The sequence below is a fragment of the Gemmobacter sp. genome (assembly GCF_046292685.1).
Taxonomy (GTDB): domain Bacteria; phylum Pseudomonadota; class Alphaproteobacteria; order Rhodobacterales; family Rhodobacteraceae; genus Wagnerdoeblera.
The window spans coordinates 15,916-36,263 of record NZ_JBKBQM010000001.1 but is presented as its reverse complement, the minus strand read 5'-3'; the positions used below and the strand labels follow the sequence as shown (position 1 = coordinate 36,263).

Here is a 20,348-nt window from a genome sequence, read left to right as displayed (position 1 = left end):
CGCTAAGCTGCGCCAACCGCCACCCTCGACAGGCCCACACCCTTGAGCGCCCCCGCAAGCCGCACGCCCGGCACCCTGCTGATCCATGTGACCGTGCCGCTGTTTCGCGCCCCGGATGGCGGCTGGCTGCTGGAAGACCAGGCCTGCAACGGCCTGCGGTTGTGGGCGCAGCATTTCCAGCGGCTGATCGTGACCATCCCGGTCGAGACCGGCGCCCCGCCGCCCAGCTGGGTGCCGGTTTCGCGCGTGGGGCCCGATCTGGACCGGATCGAGCTGGTGCCGCTGCCGTCGGCCTGGCGCGCCGACCGCTTTTTGCGCGCCTTGCCGCAGGTTGCCCGGCAGCTGAAGGGCGCCATCGCGCGTGCCGACCGCGTGGCCTTTGCCATCGGCGGGCTGTTCGGCGACTGGGGCGCCGTGGGGGCCATTCTGGCGCGCCGCATGGGCAAGCCCTATGCCGTCTGGACCGACCGCGTCGAAAGCGAGGTCACGCGCCGCCTGGCCACCACTGCCCCGCGCTGGCGCACCCGGATCAGGGCGCGGTTGACCTGGCGCCCGATGGCGGCGCTGGAACGCCATGTCATCCGTCACGCGGCGCTGGGGCTGTTTCACGGGCGCGAATGCCTCGATGCCTATGCGCCCTTCTGCGCCCGGCCCGAGCTGGTGCACGACATTCACCTGAAACGGGCCGATCACATCAGCGCGGCGGACCTTGCCGCCAAGGTCGCCCGCATCGCCCGCGGCGATGCGCCGCTGCGGCTGGTCTATGTGGGCCGGGCCGACCCGATGAAGGGGCCGCTGGACTGGGTGGCGGTGCTGGGGCATCTGGCGCAGGCAGGTGTTGCCTTTCAGGCGCGCTGGTATGGCGGCGGCGCGCAGCTTGCCGACCTGCAGGCCGAAATCGACCGCCTGGGCCTTGCCGACCGGGTGAGCCTGCCCGGCTTTCTGGCCGATCGGGCTGCGGTCATGGCCGCACTGCGCGAGGCGGACGCCTTGGTGTTTTGCCACCTGACCCCGGAATCGCCGCGCGTGCTGATCGAGGCGCTGGTTTCCGGCACCCCGATCCTGGGCTACGGCGGCGCCTTTGCCGCCGACCTGATCGCAGGTCATGGCGGCGGCGTGCTGGTGCCGGTGGGCGACCCTGCGGCACTGGCCGCCGCCGTGGCCGCCCTGGCCCGCGACCCCGCGCGGCTTGCCGAGCTGGTGCAGGCCGCGGCCGCCGACGGGGCGCCTTTCGAGGACGAAGCGGTCTTTGCCCACAGGTCGCATCTGATCACGCAAGGCTTGCCTGGGCCGCGCGGCTGAAGCCCGCCATCAGCAGCCCGGCCCCCCGCGTCACCCGGCCATGCAGCCGGTCGCCCACGGCAAAGGGCGGCACCGGAATGGCAAATACCGCCTCGACCCGCCCGTTGCCGGCAAAGCCGATGCGCAAGGCATCAAAGCCGATCACGGCGCGGCTGGCCGGAAACTGGCACTTGTAGGCGGCTTCCTTGGCCACAAAGATCATGCGGGCGGCGGTCAGCGGCTCGGGCTGGGCGGCCAGCCACCGGCGTTCTTCGGGCCGGGTGACCGACTCCACCAGATCGGCCGGAAACGGCGCGTCGGGTTCGGCATCGAAGCCAAGGCCCGCGCATTGCCGCGCCGGCGCCAGCACCGCCAGGGCCAACCCGTCGGAATGGGTGATGGACCCCACGATGCCCGCAGGCCAGGCCGGGGCGCGGGTGGGGCCAACCGGCACCGCCACCGGCGGCAGACCCAGCGCATCCAGCGCCGCCCGCACCGCCGCGCGCCCGGCCGCGAATTCCGCCTGGCGGGCAGGCACTGCCGCGGCCACCGCGGGCGCCTCGGACGGCCAGGGCGGCGGCGCCTTTCCGATGGCGCAGGCCGCCACCTCGGCGCCCGGCGGGAACAGCGCCTGCGCGACCGCGGCCGCCTGTTCGACCCGCCGCCGCATCAGCCGCCGCGCCGGGCACGCAAGGCCCGCCGTGCCGACATCGCCTCGGCCCGCTGAGCGGCGCGTTCGGCGGTTTCGCCGGTATCGGGGCCGGGGTCGGCGGGCTTGCCGCCTTCGTCCAGATGCGCGGCCAGGGCGGCCAGCGTGGGAAAGCGGAAGATATCGGTGATGCTGAGCCGGCTGGTGCCCAGTGCCGCGCGGATTTCGCGGTGCGCCTGCACCGCCAGCAGGCTATGGCCACCCAAGGCAAAGAAGTTGTCGCGCGCCCCGACCGAAGGCACGTTCAGCACCCTTTGCCAGACCTGGGCGATCACCGCCTCGACCCCTTCGGCCGGCGCCTCGAAGGCTTGCGGCGCGGGGGCGGCCTGTGCGGGGGGCGGCAGGGCCTTGCGGTCGATCTTGCGGTTGGGCGTCAGCGGAAAGGCATCGAGCCGCACGACCTGCGAAGGGACCATATGGTCGGGCAAGCGCGCGGCGATGTGGCTGCGCAGCGCATCGGGCACAAGCCAGGTGTCGCCGGTGACATAGGCCACCAGGCGCAGGTCGCCCGGAACATCCTCGCGCGCGATGACCACCGCCTGCCGGACCCCGGGGCAGGTTTCGGCCACGGCCTCGATCTCGCCCAGTTCGATACGGTAGCCGCGCAGCTTGACCTGATTGTCGGCCCGGCCGAGGAAATCCAGCTGCCCATCGGGCCGCCAGCGCGCGAGGTCGCCGGTGCGATACATGCGCCCGCCGTGGAACGGATCGGGGCGGAAGCGTTCGGCCGTGAGGTCGGGCCGCTGCCAGTAGCCGCGCGCCACGCCGGCGCCGCCGATCCACAATTCGCCGGCCACACCCACGGGCCGAGGGTTCAACCCTTCGTCCAGCACATAGACCTGCGTGTTGGCGATGGGGGTGCCGATGGTCACCGTTGCCTCGTCAGGCCCGGCAACCGCCGTGGTGGACCAGATCGTCGTTTCCGTCGGGCCATACATGTTCAGGATGCGGGCCGATGTGGCGCGGTTCAGGTCGGCAACCAGCGTACCGGGCAAGGCTTCGCCGCCGATCATCAGGGTTTTCACCCGGGCCAGGGCGGCGCGCGCCTCGTCGTTCATGGCGATCATGCGCGCCATCGAAGGGGTGCATTGCAGATGCGTCACCCCATGCCGCAGAATCTGCGCGGCGATCGAGAAATCGCCCGCATCGACCTGCGCGCCGGCATTGGTGCGCCGCAGCACCTCGGCCAGAGGGTACAGGCCCTCCAGCACCGTTTCGCGCGCAATGCCATAGTCGATCAGGCAGGCCACCTCGCCGATGCCCAGCCGCTTGAGCTGTTCGATGCGGGCCAGGCAATCTTCGACCGTGCCGAACAGGCCCGAATCCTCGAAATAGCGCTGGAAAGCGAAATCGAGGATCGCCTCGGTTTCCTCGGGGCTGAGTGTGCGCAGGTCGATGTCCGAAGGGTTGGTCACCCCGTTGGGCCGCTTGAAGGCCGGAAAGGCCCAGGCGTATTGCTTGACCAGCCCGGCGGCCGACCGCAGGTAGGCCTTCATCGGTTCGCGGGCAATGCGGCGCGCGGCCTCGCGGTCGCGGGCGACAAAGGTGTGCAGCATCAGCGTGACGGTGTGATCGGCCGGGTTGCGCCCGGCCTTGCGCAAGGCGTCGTGGTAGAGGGCGATCTTGCCTTCGAGCTCGTCCAGGCTTTGGCCCAGCAGGTGCGTCAGCACGTTTGCCCCGATCTCGCCGGCCTCGCGCCAGGTGTCGGGGTTGCCGGCGATGGTCACCCACAGGCCCAGTTCGCGCGACACCGGCCGCGGCTGGGTGACGATATCGACCATGCGGCCATCGGCCATCGGAAAGGCCACAGCCTCGCCGCGCCACAGGCGGCGCAGCTTGTCGATGGTGTCGAACATTGCCGCCTTGTTGTTCGGCGGGGTGTTTTCGGGTCGTAGCACGAAATCCTCGGGGTGCCAGCCGCTGGCAATGCCAAGCGCGGTGCGCCCGTTGGTCAGGTTGTCGATCACGGCCCATTCTTCGGCGATGCGGGCCGGGTGGTGCAGCGGCGCCACGCAGGACCCGGCGCGCACCTCGATGTTGCGCGTCACGGCCGCGACGGCGGCGCCGGTGACCGAAGGGTTGGGGTAAGGTCCGCCAAAGGCGTGGAAATGCCGCTCGGGCGTCCAGACCGCCTTGAAACCGTGGGTGTCGGCGAACCGCGCGCCTTCCAGCAGCAGTTCGTATTTCGCCGGGCCCACGCCATCGTCGTTGCCCCAGTAATACAGCGAAAAGTCGATCTTGCGGTCGCTGACCGCCGCCCCGTTCGACACCAGCGCCCGGTCGGCATCGCCCATCAGCACCACCTTGAAGCCGCGCGCGAGGGTCCAGAACAGCTCCAGCACCGAAATGTCGAACGACAGCGAGGTGACGGCCAGCCATGTGCCCGGTTCGGGGCCGATGCGGGCATCCATGCCCACGAGGAAGTTGGACAGGTTGCGATGTTCGATCATCACGCCCTTGGGCCGCCCGGTGCTGCCCGAGGTGTAGATCATGTAGGCCAGATCCTCGGGCCCGGCGCCGCTGTCGAGGTTGCCGATCGGCGCCAGATCGAGCCGCGGGTCGGTGTCGAGGTTCAGGCGCGCTGTGCTGCCCGGCAGGGCCACGCCCGTTTCGGTCACCACCACGGGTGCTGCGGAGTCTTCGAGGTAAAGCGCCGTGCGGTCGGCCGGATAGGCCGGGTCCATCGGCACATAGGCACCGCCCGCCTTCAGAATGCCCAAGGCCCCGATCACCAGCAGCGACGAGCGCCGCGTGGCCAGCCCGACCAGCGTGCCGGGGCCGACGCCCATGTCGCGCAGCACATGCGCGGCACGGTTGGCGGCGGCGTTGAGTTGCGCATAGGTCAGCGTGGTCGCCTCGTGCACCAGGGCCGGCGCATCGGGGGTGCGGGCGGCCTGCGCCTCGATCAGGCGATGGACCGGGGTGTCGGGCACATCGGTGGCGGTGGCGTTCCAGTCCTGCACGGTCAGGGCAAGCTCGGCCTCGGACAGCGCCGGCAGGTCGGCCAGCGTGGCGGCCGAGGGCAGCCGGCGCGCCACGTCGATCAGGCGCTGGTGCAGCAGGCGGGCATGCTCGGGCCGCAGGCGGGCGGCGTCATAGAGGAACGCGGTTTCGCACAGCGTGATGACGGTGCCGGGCAAGGGCGCATCGCCCTGGATCGCCAAGGCGACGTGCGGCAGGGAAACGGCCCCGATGCCGGGGTCGCGCAACGGCAGATCGGCGGCGAACCCGGGGGCATGGCGCAGCCGCGCCAGCGCCGCGCCCTGGGTGCGCGCATGTTCGGCAGGGGTTGCCGACGGGTCGGCGGTCAGCCGCAGGGGGGCCCAGGGGGTCACGAGCCCGGGTGCCTTGGGCAGGCGCGGATCGTGCAAGGCAAGGTCGGTTGCCGCAACGCCTGTCAACCCGCAAGCCCAGACGGCCACGGCGCCCGGGTCGATGCCTGCCAGGGGCAAGGCCTGCCAATCGGGCGCGGTGGCAGGTTTGGCCAGCGGCACCCTTGCAGGCGCAAAGCTGCGCAAGGTGCGGCGGATGGCGGTTTCGGCCGGGGCCACGGCGGCAATCGCGGCGTCGATGCCGGCCGCCTGCGCCTGGGTCAGGGGTGGCAGGATATCGCCTGCCTGCGCCACGGTTTTCGGGCAGACGGCCGCGCCATCCATTGTGCGCAGCCCGCGCAGCGTGACCGCGCCGCCCGCGCAGGCCACGGTCAGCCCGGCCTCGTCCACCGCCAGCACCTGCCCGGGGGCACCCGTGCCCGACGCCGCCTCGGCGGCCGAAACCACCAGCAGGCGATCCGCCGCCTGCAGCTTGGGCAGCGCCAGCGGATTGGCATAAGGCCCGTGGTCCAGCGCCTGCACCAGTGCCAGCAAACGGTGCGCCGGCTCGGCAAAGTCCAGCCGGGCCGCGGCGCGGGGTCGGTCGTCGCGGGCGTGATAGCTGCGCAAGGCCAGATCCTGCCGCCGGCGGGCCGGTGCGCCCGATTCCAGCCCCGCCACCAGGGCCGGGAAACTGTCGATCGCGGCCTCGAAGCACTTGGTATTCAGCGTCAGCGCGGTTTCGCCCGGGGCGATGGGGAACATCCGCTGTTCCAGGATGTCGCCTTCGTCGATGCCGCCGCCGATCAGGTGCCAGGTGATGCCGTGTTCGACCTCGCCCGCCAGAATCGCCCAGACCGGCGCGTTCAACCCGGCATGGCGCGGTAAGGGGCCGTCGTGAAAGTTCACCGCCCCGCGCCCGGCCTGCATCAGCAGCGCGTCGGGCACCAGCGAAAGGTTGGCCACGGAAAACAGCCAGTCGTAGCGCGCATCGGCCAGCCGGCCGGCATGGCCGGGTTCCTGCTGTTCCACGCGCAGGCCCAGCCCTTCGGCCCAGCGCCGCACCTCGGGGCTGCGGGTGACGACGGCCGCGATGCCATGCCCGCGCGCGCGCCAGATTTCGGCGCATTGCACCAGCAGGGATTCGTTGCCGATGAACAGGGCGGTCAGGGTCATGGCAGGCTCCGGCTGGGGCTGGGCGCCCCCTTGGCTGGGTGAAAGGGTCTTTGCGGCGAAAGACTGTGCACCAACAGGTCGCGCAGGAAATGCGGCGGATCGCCCACCGGGCGGCGCGCCAACGCACAGCGCAGCCGCCAGATCGCCCCGCCCGCCAGATGCGCCAGCGTTGCAGCAGCGAAGTAGGCCCGGCCGTGGTTCTTGACGAAGTAATGGCGGCGGCTGTCGAACCAGTAACGGGGCGTGCGCTTCCACCGCTTCATACCGGTGGTTTCCGACCCGATATGCGCCACGTCCGAGGCCCGCACATAGTCGGTCGGCCACCCGGCCCGGGCCGCGCGCAGGCACAGGTCGGTTTCCTCGAAATACAGAAAGAACGTTTCGTCGAACAGGCCGATACGATCCAGCACGCTGCGGCGCATCATCAGGCTGCATCCGGCCAGCCAGCCCACCCGCATGACGCCGGCGGCGGGAATCTCCATCGGCACGACATGGCGCCGCAGCGCGCGGCTGATCGGGCCGGTGCGGGCGGCGCCTTCCAGCTCGGACCAGATCGAGGGAAAGCGGAAGCAGGTGGTATGCGGATCGCCGTCGAGCCCGTGGATATAGCTGCCGGCAAAACCGACCTCGGGGTGGGTTTCCAGATGGTCCAGCAGCAGCCGGATGGCATCGGGCGCCGGAAAGGCGTCGGAGTTGAGGATGTAGATGTAATCGGGCGCCGCACCCCCCGGCAAGCCGGCGCGGATCCCGGCATTGTTGCCGGCACCGAAGCCGCCGTTGCGCCCGGCCTGCAGGATCGTCACCCGGTCCCAGCCGCGCTGGGCCACCGCGCGGCGCAGCACGGCCTCGGACCCATCGCCGCTGTCGTTGTCGACCACGGTAATCGCGCCGTCGATGCCCTGCATCGCCACCAGCGCGGCCTCGGTGGCGCGCAGCGTCATGTCTGCCGTGCGCCAGTTTAGGATCACGGTCAGCACCCGGGCGCTCATTCCGCGGCCTCGCGCTGGCTTGCCCGTTCGTCGCAGCGGGCCAGCAGCCGGCGGATGCGCCCCGCCAGCACCCGCACGTTGGGCTCCAGCACCATGCTGTCATGGTCGCCCGGCACCTCGAACACCTCGAGCCCCGGGGCGAAGGCTGACCATTGGTTGTCGGGATACACGTATTCCTTGGCCGCGCTGACCCATCGGCCGCCCGAAACCTGCCAGTGCCGATCCAGCGGGGGGCGGAACAGGGCGACCGGGCCGGACCACGGCCTGAGGTCGTAAACCGCCAAGGCGGCGCGAAAGGCGGCCTCGATCGCGGCGTTGTGCAGCTCGTGGTCGCCGGCCTGCGCGGCAGGCTGGCCTTGCGCCTGTTTCCAGGCCCGGCGCGCGCGCCACCATTCGGCGGCATAGGCCGGGCCCTTGCGCCTGAACTCGGCCAGCTTGATCAACGCCTTGTCCTGACGGGTCAATTCCGGGCGCAAGGGAATGGGCGTGTCGAGCAGCACGATCTGCGCCACCTGTTCGCCCGCTGCCTCCAGCTGGCGGGCGATTTCCCAGGCGATCAGACCGCCGCCGGAAAACCCGCCCAGCAGATAGGGCCCGTGCGCCTGAACCTGCCGCATTTCCGCAATATAGTCGCGCGCCGCCTCGACAAAGGTCATGTGCGGCGCCTGGTCGCCGTAAAGCCCGCGTGCCTGCAACCCGTAGAAGGGCCGTTCGGCCCCGATCAGTTGCGCAAGGTGGCGCAGGTTCAGCACATTGCCGAACATGCCGGCCACCAGAAAGAACGGAAGCCGCCCCGACCCGTCGCCGGCGTTCATCGGCACCAGGTGGGTATAGCGCCGGGCGGGTGCCTGCGGCGCGGTATCGGCCAAGGCATCCTGCGGGCCGATGCGCGCCTCGATCAGCGCGGCGCAGGCGGCGATGGTCGGCGCCTCGAACAGCACCGAGATGGGGAAATCCACCGCCCAGGTCTTGCGGATCATCGCAAACAGCCGCACCGCGATGAGGCTGTGACCGCCCAGGTCGAAAAAGCTGTCCTCGACCCCCACTTGCGAAACGCCCAGCAGATCCTGCCAGAACCCGACCAGCATGCGCTCGATATCGTTGCGCGGTGCGACATAGGCGCTGTCGAGCTCGGGCCGGGCAAAGCCGGGGTCGGCTTCGATTGCGGCCTGCACCTCGGCCGCCTGTTCGACCAGCGCCGGCAGCGGCATGGACGATACGATCAGCGGCGACTGGCCCAGTGCCAGCGCGCGGACAAAAGCCTCGGCGCCTTCGGCGGCACGGATGCCTTGCGCAAGGTTGTGGCGCAACCGTTCCTCGGCCGGCGACAGGTTGCGGTCGTCGGCTTCGGCGTCGAACTCCACCTCGCGCGGGTCCGGGCGCGAAGCCAGCGCCAACCCCGCATCGAGCCGTCGAATCTGGAAACCCTCGATCTCGATGCAGACGTTGCCCTCGGCATCGGTCAGGGTGATGTCGAAGCGGGCAAAGGGCGCATCGGCGCGATTGTCGGCCGCGTTGCGCACATGGCTGAACACCTCGGCCGGCAGCGGGCGCAAGACCTGCACCCGGGCATAGCTGACCGGCACCCAAAGGTGATCGGGCCGATACCCGGCGATCAGCGGCATGGCCCAGCCGGTTGCCAGGTCCATCAGCGCGGGGTGGATCAGGTGGCCGTCGGCGATGTCGTGGCGGTAGGCCAGCGGCAGCGCCAGACGGGCCAGCCCCTCGGCCGCCCCGAACGCCATCGAGCGGATCACCCGCCACCGCGGGCCAAAGGTCAGGTGGTCTTCCTGCGGGCTGCGCAGACCTTCGCCCGTGGTTGGCGGGCCACAGCGCGCGGCTATCGCCGCCGGGTCGATCCGGCGGGCCTGCGGCTTGCCGAAGCTGACGCTGGCCTGCGCGTTCAGCTGATAGCCGCGCCGCCCGTCCACCAACGTGTCGGACCGGACCTCCAGCGCATAGCCCGACTCGGTCGGCACCAGGCGCAGGCGGATATCGCGCCGGTCGTGATCGCCCACCGCGAGCGGGCGGAAGAAATACAGGTCGCGCAATTCGAACGGCCCGGTTTCGCCATGCGCGCGCAGGGCCTGGGCGATCAGGTCCAGATACCCGGTGCCCGGGATCAGCGCGGCCCCTTGCCGCGTGCGGTGGCCATCGAGCCACCAGCGCGACACATCCCAGCTTGCGGTGAACAGGCGGCGGCCGTGGTCGTCCCAGGTGGCAAGGTCGAGCATGGGGGTTTTCGCCGGCGCGGTCGGCGCAGGCTTGCGGCCGCGCACCGCCTCGGCCGCCATCCCGACATCGGACCAGATGCCCCAGTTCAGCGCCAACACCCGGGTCTTGCCGCTGCGCCCTTCGGCCCAGGCGTTGAGAAACGCGTTGGCGGCGACGTAATCGACCTGCCCCGCCGGGGCCGTGACCGTCGATGTCGAGGCGAAGACCACGATCAGCGACAGCGCCCCGTCGGGGAACACACTGTCCAGCACCTGCGTGCCGTGGACCTTGGGGGCGAACACGTCTTCGACCTGGGCGGGGGTCTTGGCCATCAGCGGCGCATCGGCCACCACGCCGGCCGCATGGATCAGCACATCCAGCCGGCCAAAGGCCGCCTCGCAGGCGGCGCGGGCGGCGCGCATGTCCTCGACGTTGCAGACATCGCCTTCGACGACGATCACCTGCGCACCCAGCGATTCCAGATGCTGAACGGCGCGGATGCGCGCGGCCAGCGGCCCGGCCGGATCGGTGCGCAGCGTGTCGGGCCAGCGTGCGCGGTCGGGCAAGGCGGTGCGCGTCAGCAAGGCGATGCGCGCGCCGTGGTCTTGCACCAGCCGTTCGGCCAGCGTCAGCCCGATGCCGCCGAAGCCGCCCGTCACCAGCACCGCCGCGCCTTGCGGCAAGGGCGCGGGCGCGGGGGGCAAGGGCTCGGGCCGGTGGGTCAGGGCAAAGCGCCGGTCGCCACGCAAGGCAAAGCTGCCCGGGGCCGGGTCGGACAGCAGGTCTTCCAGCACCCGGTCCGCCAGGGCATCCAGCCCTGCCTTGCCGGGCAGCACCAGATCGAGGCTGGAGCCGCTGATCCCCGGGATTTCCTTGCCGATCACGCGCAAGGGGCCCTGGACGGTGGCCTTTTCCGGGTAGGGCAGCGCCTCGCCCTTGACCCGCGCCGCGCCGGTGGTCACGGCCGTCAGGTGCAGCGGCCGGGGCAGGTTTTCCTCGGCCAGCGCCTGCCCGAGGAACAGCAGCGACCAGAACCCCTGTTCCAGATTGCGGTGGAAAAAGCTGGACCCGGGGCGGAAGGTTTCGGTTGCCGTCACCAGCCAGAAATGCGCGATCCGCGCCGGGGCGATGCCGTGCTGCGCCAGATCCTGCAACAGGTGGTCGTAGTCCTCGCGCCCGCGTTCGGGGCTGAGGACATAGGCATCTTCGCCGGTTCGGGCAAAGCGGTCGCCGGCGGCAACGGTGACCACCCGGTGCCCGGCCGCGCGCAGACGGGCGACGACGCGGGCCGCCAGACCCACCGTATCGGCAAACACCAGCCAGGTGCGCGGCGTGGACCGTGCCAGATCCTCGGGCTCGACCTCGGGTTCCGCGGCACGGGGGCGCCAGTGCGGGCGCCAGCCCCACTGCGCGATGTCTTCGACCCGTTCGGGCCAGGCAGGTGCAGGCGCCTCGTCGACACGACCTGCGCCGGGCTCGATGAAATAGCGGCTGCGCTGGAACGGATAGGTCGGCAAGGGCACGCGGTGGCGCGGGCCATCGCCCCAGATCGGCGCCCAGTCCACCGGCACCCCCAGCGCCCAGAGCCGGGCAAAGACGCCGAAGAAATGGATGTCGTCCGCCACTGCCTGATCGGGATGCCGCAAGGACGACAGCACCTGACCCGCGGGCACACCATTGGCCTGCGCCAGCGACGACAGCGCCTTGCCCGGCCCGACCTCCAGGAACACCCGGTTCGGGCTGGCGGCCAGATGGGCGATGCAATCGGCGAACATCACCGTGCCGCGCAGGTGATAGACCCAGTATTCCGGGTCGGTCGCCTGCTGCGCGGTCAGCGGCTTGCCGGTGCGGTTGGAGATGATCGGCAGTTTCGGCGGGCTCAGCCGCATCCGCCGCAAGGCATCGCCGAAGCGTTTCAGAATGGGCTCCAGCATCCGGCTGTGCGCGGCAATGTCGATCGGCACGCGCTGCGCCTCGACCCCTTTTGCCGCCAGCCTGGCCGCCAGCCGGTCGAGCTCGGCCTGCGGGCCGGAGACCACGCACAATTCCGGCGCATTGACCGAGGCCATGTCCAGACTGTCGCCCATTTCGCGGCGAAGCGCGTCTTCGGACAGCGGGACCGACAGCATCCCGCCCGGTGCGATGGTGTCGAACAACTGCCCGCGCAGGTGGACAAGGTCGATGCAATCCTCGAAGGTCATCACCCCGGCCAGGCAGGCAGCGGTGTTTTCGCCCATCGAATGCCCGACCAGCGCGGCAGGCTGCACCCCCCAGCTCATCCACAACTGCGCCAGCGCATATTCGGTCATCAGGATCAGCGGCAGTTGCACCGATGGCTTCTTCAGTCGCTCGGCCGCCGCAACCTCGGCCCCCGGTTCGGGCAGCCACAGTGCGCGCAGGTCGTAATCGAGCTTAGGTGCCAGATGGGCCAGCCCGCGGTCCATCCAGTCGCGGAACACGGGTTCGGTTTCGTAAAGGTCGCGGGCCATGCCCGCATACTGCGCCCCGCCACCGGGGAACAGGAACACCACCTCGGGGGTGTCGCCCAAGTGGGTATGGGTGAACACGCGGTGCCGGTCGCCGGTTTCCAGCAGGCGGGCGGCCTCCTCGTGCGTTTCGGCGACCAGCACGCGGCGCCGCTCGAACGCGCGGCGGCCCTTGTGCAGCGTCCAGGCCACATCGGCCAGCGGCTGTTCGGGATGGGCGCGCAGATGGGCGGCAAGCCGGGCGGACGCTTCGTCCAGCGCCTTGGGCGAGCGGGCCGACAGCGTCAGGATCTGGAACGGAAAATCGCTTTCGCCCGAAGGCGGGCGAAGGGGCGCCTCCTCCAGCACGGCATGGGCGTTGGTGCCGCCGACACCCAGGCTGTTCACCCCCGCCCGGCGCGGCGCGCCAAGCGCCGGAAAGGGCGAGAGCCGGTCGTTCACCCGGAAGGGCGAGGTGTCGAAGTCGATGGCGGGGTTCGGCGCCTCGTAGTTCAGGCTGGGCGGGATTTCCTTGTGGTGCAGCGCCAGCGACGCCTTGATCAGACTGGCCACCCCCGCCGCCGTATCCAGATGCCCGATGTTGGTTTTCACCGAACCGATGCGGGCAAAGCCCACCTTGTCGGTGGTTTCACGGAAGGCCTGCGTCAGTGCCGCCACCTCGATCGGGTCGCCCAGATAGGTGCCGGTGCCGTGGCATTCGACATAGCCCACGGTATCGGCAGTGATGCCGGCCACCGCCTGCGCCTCGGCCACCGCCTTGGCCTGGCCATCGACCGAAGGCGCCAGATACCCCGCCTTGGCCGCACCATCGTTGTTGATCGCGCTGCCTTTCAGCACCGCCCAGATGTGGTCGCCATCGGCAATCGCATCCTTCAGCCGCCGCAGCACCACGCAGCCCGCACCCGAGCCGAACACCGTGCCTTGCGCGCGGTGGTCGAAGGCGTGGCAATGCCCGTCGGGCGACAGGATTTCGCCTTCCTCGAACATGTAGCCGCGGCCGTGCGGCAGCTCGATGGTGACACCCCCTGCCAGCGCCATGTCGCATTCGCCGTTCAGCAGCGACTGCGCCGCCACGTGCACCGCCACGAGGCTGGTGGAACAGGCGGTCTGGATGTTCAGGCTGGGCCCCTTGAGGTCGAAGATATGGCTCACCCGGGTGGACAGGAAATCCTTGTCGTTCCCCGTGTGCCGCAGCAGGAACATCCCGGTGTTCCTGACCAGATCGGGGTTGGAGCAGACGTTGAAATAGAAATAGCTGCCCATGCCGCAGCCGGCATAGACGCCGACGCGACCGGGGAAGGTTTCGGGCGGGTGGCCGGCATCTTCCAGCGCTTCCCAGGCCACTTCCAGGAACTGGCGGTGCTGGGGGTCCATGATCGCCGCCTCTTTCGGCGACAGGCCGAAGAACTCGGCATCGAAATGGTCGAAACGGTCCAGCATCACGGTCGCCGGGACATAATTCCTGGCCCGCAGCCGCGCAGGAAATTCGCCGTTGGCCAGCAGTTCCTCGGCGCTGAGGTGGCGGATCGATTCGATTCCGGCGCGAAGGTTCGCCCAATAGGCCGCAACCGTTTCAGCATCTGGCAAATGTGCTGCCATGCCGACAATGGCAATGTCGGTTTCGGAAACAATGCTGTCAATCGTCACGGCGGGCATCACATCGAATCCTGAGTGGCTCTGAGGCAGGGCTACGCAAAGACATTGGCCAAATTAAGGACGTTAACAGTTAACGACAGATGCCACAGTTGCGCCCTGCAATCAAAGAATGGTGCGCGGCTGCGGCGTAATCGTCTTGGGCCTGCGGTTCTTTCCGCGGCGTTCGGCGGCCAGGGCCTCGGCATGGCCCAACAGGGCCCCGGCAATCAGCCAGGTCAGCGGGGTCAGCGTGGCATTGGGCAGCATGTCCACCATGTTCACGCCGTGAATCACCGCCAGCGCCCCCAGCGGCGCCGCCAGGCTGCCGGTGCGGCGGGCCCGGGATTCGCGCCACAGCAGGAACAGCGGCAAGGCCAGCAACCCGAACTCGCCGATGTAGCCGGCCCAGCCGAACATGCCCAGCACGATCACCCAGCGACCATCGGCGATGGTGGCGACCTGCCCGGTGATCGGGTCGTGCAACAGGTTGCGCTCGTATCCGCCCCAGCCGAACCAGGGCTTGCGGAACGCATGTTCCAGCAGCATGGCCTCGTTAGCAAAGCGGTAGGCCAGCGAATGCGCGCGCTCGGCGCTGTAGCGCGCCGCGAAGGCCACCATGTCGTCGGCCGGGATGTAGCCGGCCGACCGCAGCACCGGATAGCTCAGCGCCAGAACCGCCATGGCAACGGCGGCGCGAAACATCCACCGCTGGCCCGCCAGCAGGACCAGCGGCACAAGCACGATGGCATAGACCAGCGAGCCTGCCGATTTGCACAGCACCAGCATCACGAACAGCCAACCGGCCGCCGCCAGCATCCGCGGCCGGTCTGCCGGGGCGGCGCTGCGCGCCAGCGATACGGCCGCCAGCACGGTTGTCATGGCAAAAAAGGCCACCCACAGCCCGTGCGACAGGAACACGATGGGCCGGAACCCGTCGCCGCGCATCATCTGTTCGAACGAGTGCTGGAAGAAGCCGTAAATCCAGACGTTGATCTGCGGCGACAGCCGTATTTCCACCAGCATCGGCAGCGAATAGGCCAACCCGCCGATCACCAGCGCCAGCAGGATTTCGCGCAAGGCCGCCGCGCTGGCCAGCAGGCTGCGCGCCAGGGCAAAGGTCAGGATGACAAAGGCCTGGAACGCGATGATCGAGATGGCGTCATACAGCCTCAGGCCGGGCAAGGCGCCATGATGGGCGACCGGGATGGCTTCCGGGTTGGTCAGGATCGTGCCGAAGGGCGTCAGCACGAAAACCGCCAGCAGCGCCCGACCAAGGCCGCTTTCCGGCTTCAGCGGCACCCGGATGCCCAGCATCAGCGTGACGACCAGATAGGCCGAAAGCGCCGGAATCGACATCTTGTCCAGCGCCGGCACCGCAGGCAGGTCGATGGCCACGACCGGCGGCAACAGCAGGTAGCCGCCGAGGATCGACCAGATCAGCGCCCGCTCCACCGTCATGCGCCGGAACAGCACCACCACCACGATGGGCCAAAGCGCAAGAGCAAGATAGGCGGTGCTGCTGGCGGCCATGCAGGGTTCCAAGGTTTCGGCGGCCAAAGGCTACCACGGTCGGCTGGCCCTGTCATGCACGGGGCCGGGCGCGCGACCTGCTGTGCGGCTGCCGCAGGCGACGGGCAAGGGGCAATCGCCGATGGAAACGGTGTGTCGCCGTCAGGCGGGCTGTGCTTTCCGCTTGTATCAAGGCAAGCCGGGGCTGCATCCTGTGGCCGTCATAACCGGAAGCCCCCGTGCAGTTCCGCATCGAAAAGACCACGATCACGGTGAACCAGCCCGACCGCGCCAGCCTGCTGGGTGCGGTGGCGGGGCGCTGGCGGGCAGGGCAGGGGTTTGCGCTGGCGACGCTGAACCTTGACCACCTGGTCAAGTTGCGCCGGTCGGCGGTCTTCCGCTCGGCCTATGCCGCGCAGGATCTGGTGGTGGCGGATGGCAACCCGGTGGTCTGGCTGTCGCGCCTGGCGCGGCGGCCGGTGGCGCTGGTGCCCGGATCGGAACTGGTGCTGCCGCTGGCCCGGCTGGCGACGGACTGCGGGGTGACGGTGGCCTTGCTGGGCAGCACCGACGCGACCTTGCAGGCCGCGGCCAAGCATATGCGGCACGCGGTGCCGGGGTTGCAGATCGTGCTTTGCCTTGCGCCGCCGATGGGGTTCGACCCCGAAGGCCCGCAGGCGCAGGAAATGCTGGCCCAGGTGGCGGCCAGCGGGGCCCGGCTGTGTTTCCTGGCGCTCGGGGCGCCGCGGCAGGAACAGCTTGCGGCGCTCGGGCGGCGCCTGGCGCCCGGGGTCGGCTTCGTCTCGGTCGGGGCAGGGCTCGATTTTCTGGCCGGAACGCAGGTGCGCGCGCCGGTCTGGGTGCGCCGGCTGGCGCTGGAATGGCTGTGGCGCATGGTGTCGAACCCGCGGCGGTTGGCGGGGCGCTATGCCGCCTGCGCCGCGATCCTGCCGGCCGAGGTGGCCAAGGCGCTGGCGCAAAGGCCCCGCGCGGCGCCCTGACGGGGCTACTTGTATTCGATCAACCCGCGCTGCCGCCCGCGCAACCGCCCGGTCCAGTAGCCCAGCACGCCCAGGGCCTCGGGCAGCTTGCCCAGAACGGTAAAGGCCGCCCTTTCCCAACCGCGGCGCCCCCCGCCCCAGCGTCGCGCCAGCCGCACCACCTGCAAGGGCCAGGCCAGCAGCAACAGCAGGGCCGCCGGGTGCAGTACCAGCGCGCCGACCCCTGCCGCCGTGGGCAGGGCAAGACCCCAGAGCAAGGCCCGCCGCGTTTCGGCGACCCAGTGCCGCTCGGGCCCGGCCCCGTGCAGCGCCGCGCCTTCGGCAAAGGCGTGGCCGGCGCGTTTGGTCCGCCACCACCACTGGCCGAAGCGGGTCATCGCCGCATCGTGAAGCGTCATCTCGGCGCCGATCCGCCAGATCTGCCAACCGGCGCGGCGCAGGCGCAGGCACAGTTCGGGCTCCTCGCCGGCGATCAGGTCGGGGCGGTATCCGCCGGCAGCCGCCACCGCGGCATGACGCATCAGCGCATCGCCGCCGCAGGCCGCGGCCGGCCCCACGGGCGTATCCCATTCGGCATCGGCCAGCCGGTTGTAGACCGAGGCACCCGGAAACCGCTCGCGCCGCCGCCCGCAGACGACACCGGCCTGCGGATGCGCCGCCATATGCGCCAGCGCCGCCGCGATCCAGCCCGGGTCCACGGCGCAGTCGCCATCGACGAACTGCACGAACCGCGGCGGATCGGTGGCCAGCGCGTCCAGCCCGGCGTTGCGCGCCCGCGCTGCGGTGAAGGGCCGAAGCGTATCGAGTCTGACGACCTCAGCCCCTGCGGCCTCGGCCAGTGCCACCGACCCATCGGTCGAACCGCTGTCCACATAGATCACCCGGCGCACCTGCCCCGCCAGCGATTGCAGGCAGGCCGCCAGCCGGGCGCCTTCGTTGCGCCCGATCACCACGGCATCCACCGTTTCTGCGTTTCCGTTGCCCGCCATGCCCGGCTCCGCCTTTCGCCCCGCGCAAGGCTAGGACATTCAAGGGGTTTTGACCATCGCGCCAGATCGTTTCCAGATCGACGGCTTTTTGTCGAGCAGCGAATCGGCTATGCTGAAACCGCTGGGTCTCGGCCCGGATGGTGCGGCCGGTCGCGGGGTTGCCTTGGCTTTTCCCGAATATGGTCATGGTTTTGCGTTGTATCGGAGCATGGCCGCAAACCCGGCCAGCTGCTCCGCCGGCTTGCCGGCTGCCTTGGAAAGGCTCTTGCGATGGCCCTTGCCGGACCGCTTTTCGAAACAGAGGTGCAGGCCTTTGGCCTGGAGGGCACAAGCATGACCACCCATGGCCAACCCGACAGACCCGGGGGCAGCCGGGCGGTGTCGGTCTTTGGCCAGGGGCGGGTGGCGCCGCGCGCGGGTCTGCCCGATCTGCCGGACCCGGCGCTGCGTCATGCGCTGCTGCCGATCCGGCACGATCCCGACCGGCTTTGGGCCGATCTTCCGGCGTTGCAACTCGATCCGGCCCATGCGGCGGCCGGGCACCTGATCGTCACGCACCGCGAAGACCCCGTTGGCCTGTTGTACGACCACCTGCGCACCCGCCTGTTGCAGGCGCTTCAGGAACGCGGCTGGACAAGGGTTGCGGTTGCCAGCCCCACCCGGGGCTGCGGCGCCACCACGGTTGCGGCCAACCTGGCCCTTTCGCTGGCCCGGCGCCCTTCGGGCCGCACGGTGCTGATCGACATGAACTTGCGCGCGCCGGGGCTGGCCGCCTTGTTCGGCGTGACGAACCCCGGCCGTCTGCGCGATGTGCTGACCGGCGCGCAACCGATGGAATCGCATTTCCTGCGCCTGGGGCGCACGCTGGCGCTGGGCCTGAACGGGCAGGTCGAGCCGGATTCGGCCGAACTGTTGCAGGAACCCGCCACCGCCACCGCGCTGGAGGCCATCCTCGAGGATCTGTCGCCCGATGTGGCGATCCACGACCTGCCCGCCTTGCTGGAATGCGACGATGCGCTGGCCTTCCTGCCCGAGGTCGACGGCCTGCTGCTGGTGGCCGACGGCACACGCACCACCGCAGCCCAGGTGCGCGAATGCGAATTGCTGCTGAAAGGCCGCACCGAGCTTCTGGGCGTGGTGCTGAACCGTGCCGAAGACAGCCCCGCCGCCCGCCCGAAAGGGCGCCGCGATGGGTAACATCCAGACCCTTGCCGATGTGATTGCGCTGGTCCGTCGCCAGTCGCTGGCGATTCTGGCGGTTGTGCTGGCGGGCACGCTGGCCACGCTGTTCGTCGTGCTGCAGACCCGGCCGGTCTATGAAACCGCCGCGGTCCTGCAGGTGGAACTGCCGCGTGTCAGCGCCGAGGCGGCTTCGGGCGATGCGGTGTCGCGCTCGGCCCAGCGGTTGCAGCTGCTGGAACAGGAATTGACCAGCCGCGACAACATGCTGGCGCTGATCGAACGCCACGGGCTTTTTGCCGACGCCCCGGCGATGACGCCCACCGAACGCGTCGTGGCCCTGCGCAAGGCCATTCGCATCGAAACCGTGCGTGCCGGTGGCAACCCCTTTGCCGGCGAACAGCAGGTTTCGGCCATGCTGATCGTCGTGCAGCTGAGCCACCCCGACAAGGCCGCGGATGTCGCCAACGACCTGGCGCAGCGGGTGCTTGACCTGACCGAGCAGAAGCAATCCGAGCGCGTGCGCGAAACGCTGGAGTTCTACGCAGCCGAGGATGCGCGTCTGGGCAGTGCCATCGCGGCGCTGGAGGCCGAAATCACCGCCTTCAAGAACGCCAATGTCGATGCCTTGCCCGATGGCATCCAGGCCCGGCGCGACGAAATCGGCCGGCTCGATGCCACGTTGCGCGATCTCGACCTGCAATTGCTGGACCTGCGGCAGGAACTCGCGGCGTTGCAGGCGGGTGGCAGCCCGCGCGCCATCGAACAACGGCAGATCACGGCCTTGCAGGCGCAGATCGCCGGGTTGGAAACCCAGCGCAGCGCGGCCCTGGCGCGCCGGGCCGAGGTCGAGGCCGCCGTGAACCGCGCGCCCAACGTGGAAACCACGCTGGGCACCTTTGCCCGCCGGTTGCAGCAGTTGCAGGACCAGTATTCGGTCATCAATCGCCGCCGTGCCGAGGCCGAAACCAGCCAGCGGCTGGACAGCGAACGCCAGACCGAGCGTTTCCAGGTGCTGGAAACGGCCTTGCCGCCCGACTATCCGCTGGCGTCGGGCCGGCGCAAGATGATGGTGTTCGGCGTGTTCGGCAGCCTGATGGCCGCGCTGGGGCTGGCGCTGGCGCTGGACCTGCGCAACCCTGTGCTGCGTTCGGCCCGCCAGATGCAGCGTGCGCTGGACTTGCGCCCGGTCATTGCACTGCCCGATCTGCCGACCCGGCAAAGCCGCCGGCGCGGCCGCATGCGGCGCCTGCTGGCCTGGGCGATGATTCTGGCCGCAGGGCTGGGTGCCTGGGCGTTACGGGGGCTTGGGCCGCTGCAGATGCGCGCGACCGAAACGCTGTCCGCGCGGCGCAAGGTCTGAGGCCTCAGCCCGGCCGCACCAGCGTCTGCAAGGCGGCCCGCAGCGGTTCGGCCAGCGGCGCCGGCCGGCGGCTGACCGCATCGACATAGACATGGACGAAAAACCCCTCGGCCGCGGCAAGGTCGTCGTCGTTGCGAAACAGACCCAGTTCGTAGCGCACCGAAGACCCGCCCAGCCGCGCCACCCGCAGGCCCGCGGTGATCCGGTCGGGGTAGCCCATTTCGGCGTGGTAGCGGCAGCCGGTTTCTGCCACCAGCCCGATCTGCGCCCCCCGCGCCGGGTCCAGAAGCCCGCGCGCGATCAGCCAGGCGTTCACGGTGCTGTCGAACAGCGCGTAATGCACCACGTTGTTCAGATGGCCGTATACGTCGTTGTCGTTCCACCTCGTGGTGTGGGCATGAAAGGCGGCATAGTCGGCGCGGCGGCCAGGGGGCAGGCGTTGGGTCATGGCGGGCCCTTGCATGGCGGTCGGCGCCAGCTTGCCGCCCAAACGGCAAAGGTGCAAG

At 69.9% G+C, this 20,348-nt stretch carries 11 protein-coding genes; 4 read left to right on the top strand and 7 right to left on the bottom strand.

What is annotated here, in order from left to right; translation table 11 throughout:
* Positions 1-42: 42 nt before the first annotated feature.
* Entirely contained in the window at positions 43-1,302 is a 1,260-nt protein-coding gene (locus tag ACK4S2_RS00115) for a glycosyltransferase (RefSeq protein ID WP_409619013.1), read from the top strand.
* Here the strand turns inward: ACK4S2_RS00115 and ACK4S2_RS00110 are convergent.
* The 5 genes from ACK4S2_RS00110 to ACK4S2_RS00090 all read right to left on the bottom strand — a co-directional run bounded on the left by ACK4S2_RS00110 (position 1,271) and on the right by ACK4S2_RS00090 (position 15,331).
* Positions 1,271-1,951 (bottom strand): 4'-phosphopantetheinyl transferase, encoded by a 681-nt coding sequence (locus tag ACK4S2_RS00110; RefSeq protein ID WP_409619010.1) that lies wholly within the window; start codon positions 1,949-1,951, stop codon positions 1,271-1,273. The two genes, ACK4S2_RS00115 and ACK4S2_RS00110, sit on opposite strands and share 32 nt — an antisense overlap.
* Entirely contained in the window at positions 1,951-6,477 is a 4,527-nt protein-coding gene (locus tag ACK4S2_RS00105) for a MupA/Atu3671 family FMN-dependent luciferase-like monooxygenase (protein ID WP_409619007.1), read from the bottom strand. Before ACK4S2_RS00105 ends, ACK4S2_RS00110 begins: the two co-directional genes overlap by 1 nt.
* Positions 6,474-7,466: a glycosyltransferase gene (locus tag ACK4S2_RS00100; RefSeq protein ID WP_409619004.1), complete on the bottom strand. Its 993-nt coding sequence runs from the start codon at positions 7,464-7,466 to the stop codon at positions 6,474-6,476. The genes ACK4S2_RS00105 and ACK4S2_RS00100 overlap by 4 nt, the downstream gene beginning before the upstream one ends.
* Positions 7,463-13,822: a type I polyketide synthase gene (locus ACK4S2_RS00095; protein WP_409619002.1), complete on the bottom strand. Its 6,360-nt coding sequence runs from the start codon at positions 13,820-13,822 to the stop codon at positions 7,463-7,465. The genes ACK4S2_RS00100 and ACK4S2_RS00095 overlap by 4 nt, the downstream gene beginning before the upstream one ends.
* Before the next feature lie 102 nt (positions 13,823-13,924).
* A complete protein-coding gene (locus tag ACK4S2_RS00090; RefSeq protein WP_409618999.1) occupies positions 13,925-15,331 on the bottom strand; it encodes a hypothetical protein in 1,407 nt (468 codons plus the stop codon).
* A gap of 218 nt (positions 15,332-15,549) precedes the next feature.
* On the opposite strand from ACK4S2_RS00090, the gene ACK4S2_RS00085 reads away from it, so the two are divergent.
* On the top strand, positions 15,550-16,311 hold the full coding sequence (locus ACK4S2_RS00085; protein ID WP_409618997.1) for a WecB/TagA/CpsF family glycosyltransferase: 762 nt from the start codon (positions 15,550-15,552) through the stop codon (positions 16,309-16,311).
* Between the two features lie 5 nt (positions 16,312-16,316).
* Here ACK4S2_RS00085 and ACK4S2_RS00080 read toward each other — a convergent pair whose 3' ends face one another.
* Positions 16,317-17,300, bottom strand: a complete 984-nt coding sequence (locus ACK4S2_RS00080; protein WP_409618994.1) for a glycosyltransferase family 2 protein — start codon at positions 17,298-17,300, stop codon at positions 16,317-16,319.
* A 333-nt stretch (positions 17,301-17,633) separates the two neighbouring features.
* On the opposite strand from ACK4S2_RS00080, the gene ACK4S2_RS00075 reads away from it, so the two are divergent.
* Complete coding sequence (locus ACK4S2_RS00075) at positions 17,634-18,497, top strand: CpsD/CapB family tyrosine-protein kinase (protein WP_409618991.1); 864 nt, start codon at positions 17,634-17,636, stop codon at positions 18,495-18,497.
* A complete protein-coding gene (locus ACK4S2_RS00070; protein WP_409618988.1) occupies positions 18,490-19,842 on the top strand; it encodes a Wzz/FepE/Etk N-terminal domain-containing protein in 1,353 nt (450 codons plus the stop codon). Before ACK4S2_RS00075 ends, ACK4S2_RS00070 begins: the two co-directional genes overlap by 8 nt.
* Positions 19,843-19,846: 4 nt before the next feature.
* Here the strand turns inward: ACK4S2_RS00070 and ACK4S2_RS00065 are convergent, their stop codons facing one another.
* A complete protein-coding gene (locus ACK4S2_RS00065) occupies positions 19,847-20,290 on the bottom strand; it encodes an acyl-CoA thioesterase (protein ID WP_409618986.1) in 444 nt (147 codons plus the stop codon).
* Positions 20,291-20,348 lie beyond the last annotated feature (58 nt).

Bases quoted from the DNA above. Each gene is read 5' to 3' on its own strand.
- ACK4S2_RS00070 (WP_409618988.1), top strand. From the start codon at position 18,490: ATGGGTAACATCCAGACCCTTGCCGATGTGATTGCGCTGGTCCGTCGC.
- ACK4S2_RS00105 (WP_409619007.1), bottom strand. From the start codon at position 6,477: ATGACCCTGACCGCCCTGTTCATCGGCAACGAATCCCTGCTGGTGCAA.
- ACK4S2_RS00100 (WP_409619004.1), bottom strand. From the start codon at position 7,466: ATGAGCGCCCGGGTGCTGACCGTGATCCTAAACTGGCGCACGGCAGAC.
- ACK4S2_RS00090 (WP_409618999.1), bottom strand. From the start codon at position 15,331: ATGGCCGCCAGCAGCACCGCCTATCTTGCTCTTGCGCTTTGGCCCATC.
- ACK4S2_RS00110 (WP_409619010.1), bottom strand. From the start codon at position 1,951: ATGCGGCGGCGGGTCGAACAGGCGGCCGCGGTCGCGCAGGCGCTGTTC.
- ACK4S2_RS00080 (WP_409618994.1), bottom strand. From the start codon at position 17,300: ATGGCGGGCAACGGAAACGCAGAAACGGTGGATGCCGTGGTGATCGGG.
- ACK4S2_RS00095 (WP_409619002.1), bottom strand. From the start codon at position 13,822: ATGCCCGCCGTGACGATTGACAGCATTGTTTCCGAAACCGACATTGCC.
- ACK4S2_RS00065 (WP_409618986.1), bottom strand. From the start codon at position 20,290: ATGACCCAACGCCTGCCCCCTGGCCGCCGCGCCGACTATGCCGCCTTT.
- ACK4S2_RS00075 (WP_409618991.1), top strand. From the start codon at position 17,634: ATGACCACCCATGGCCAACCCGACAGACCCGGGGGCAGCCGGGCGGTG.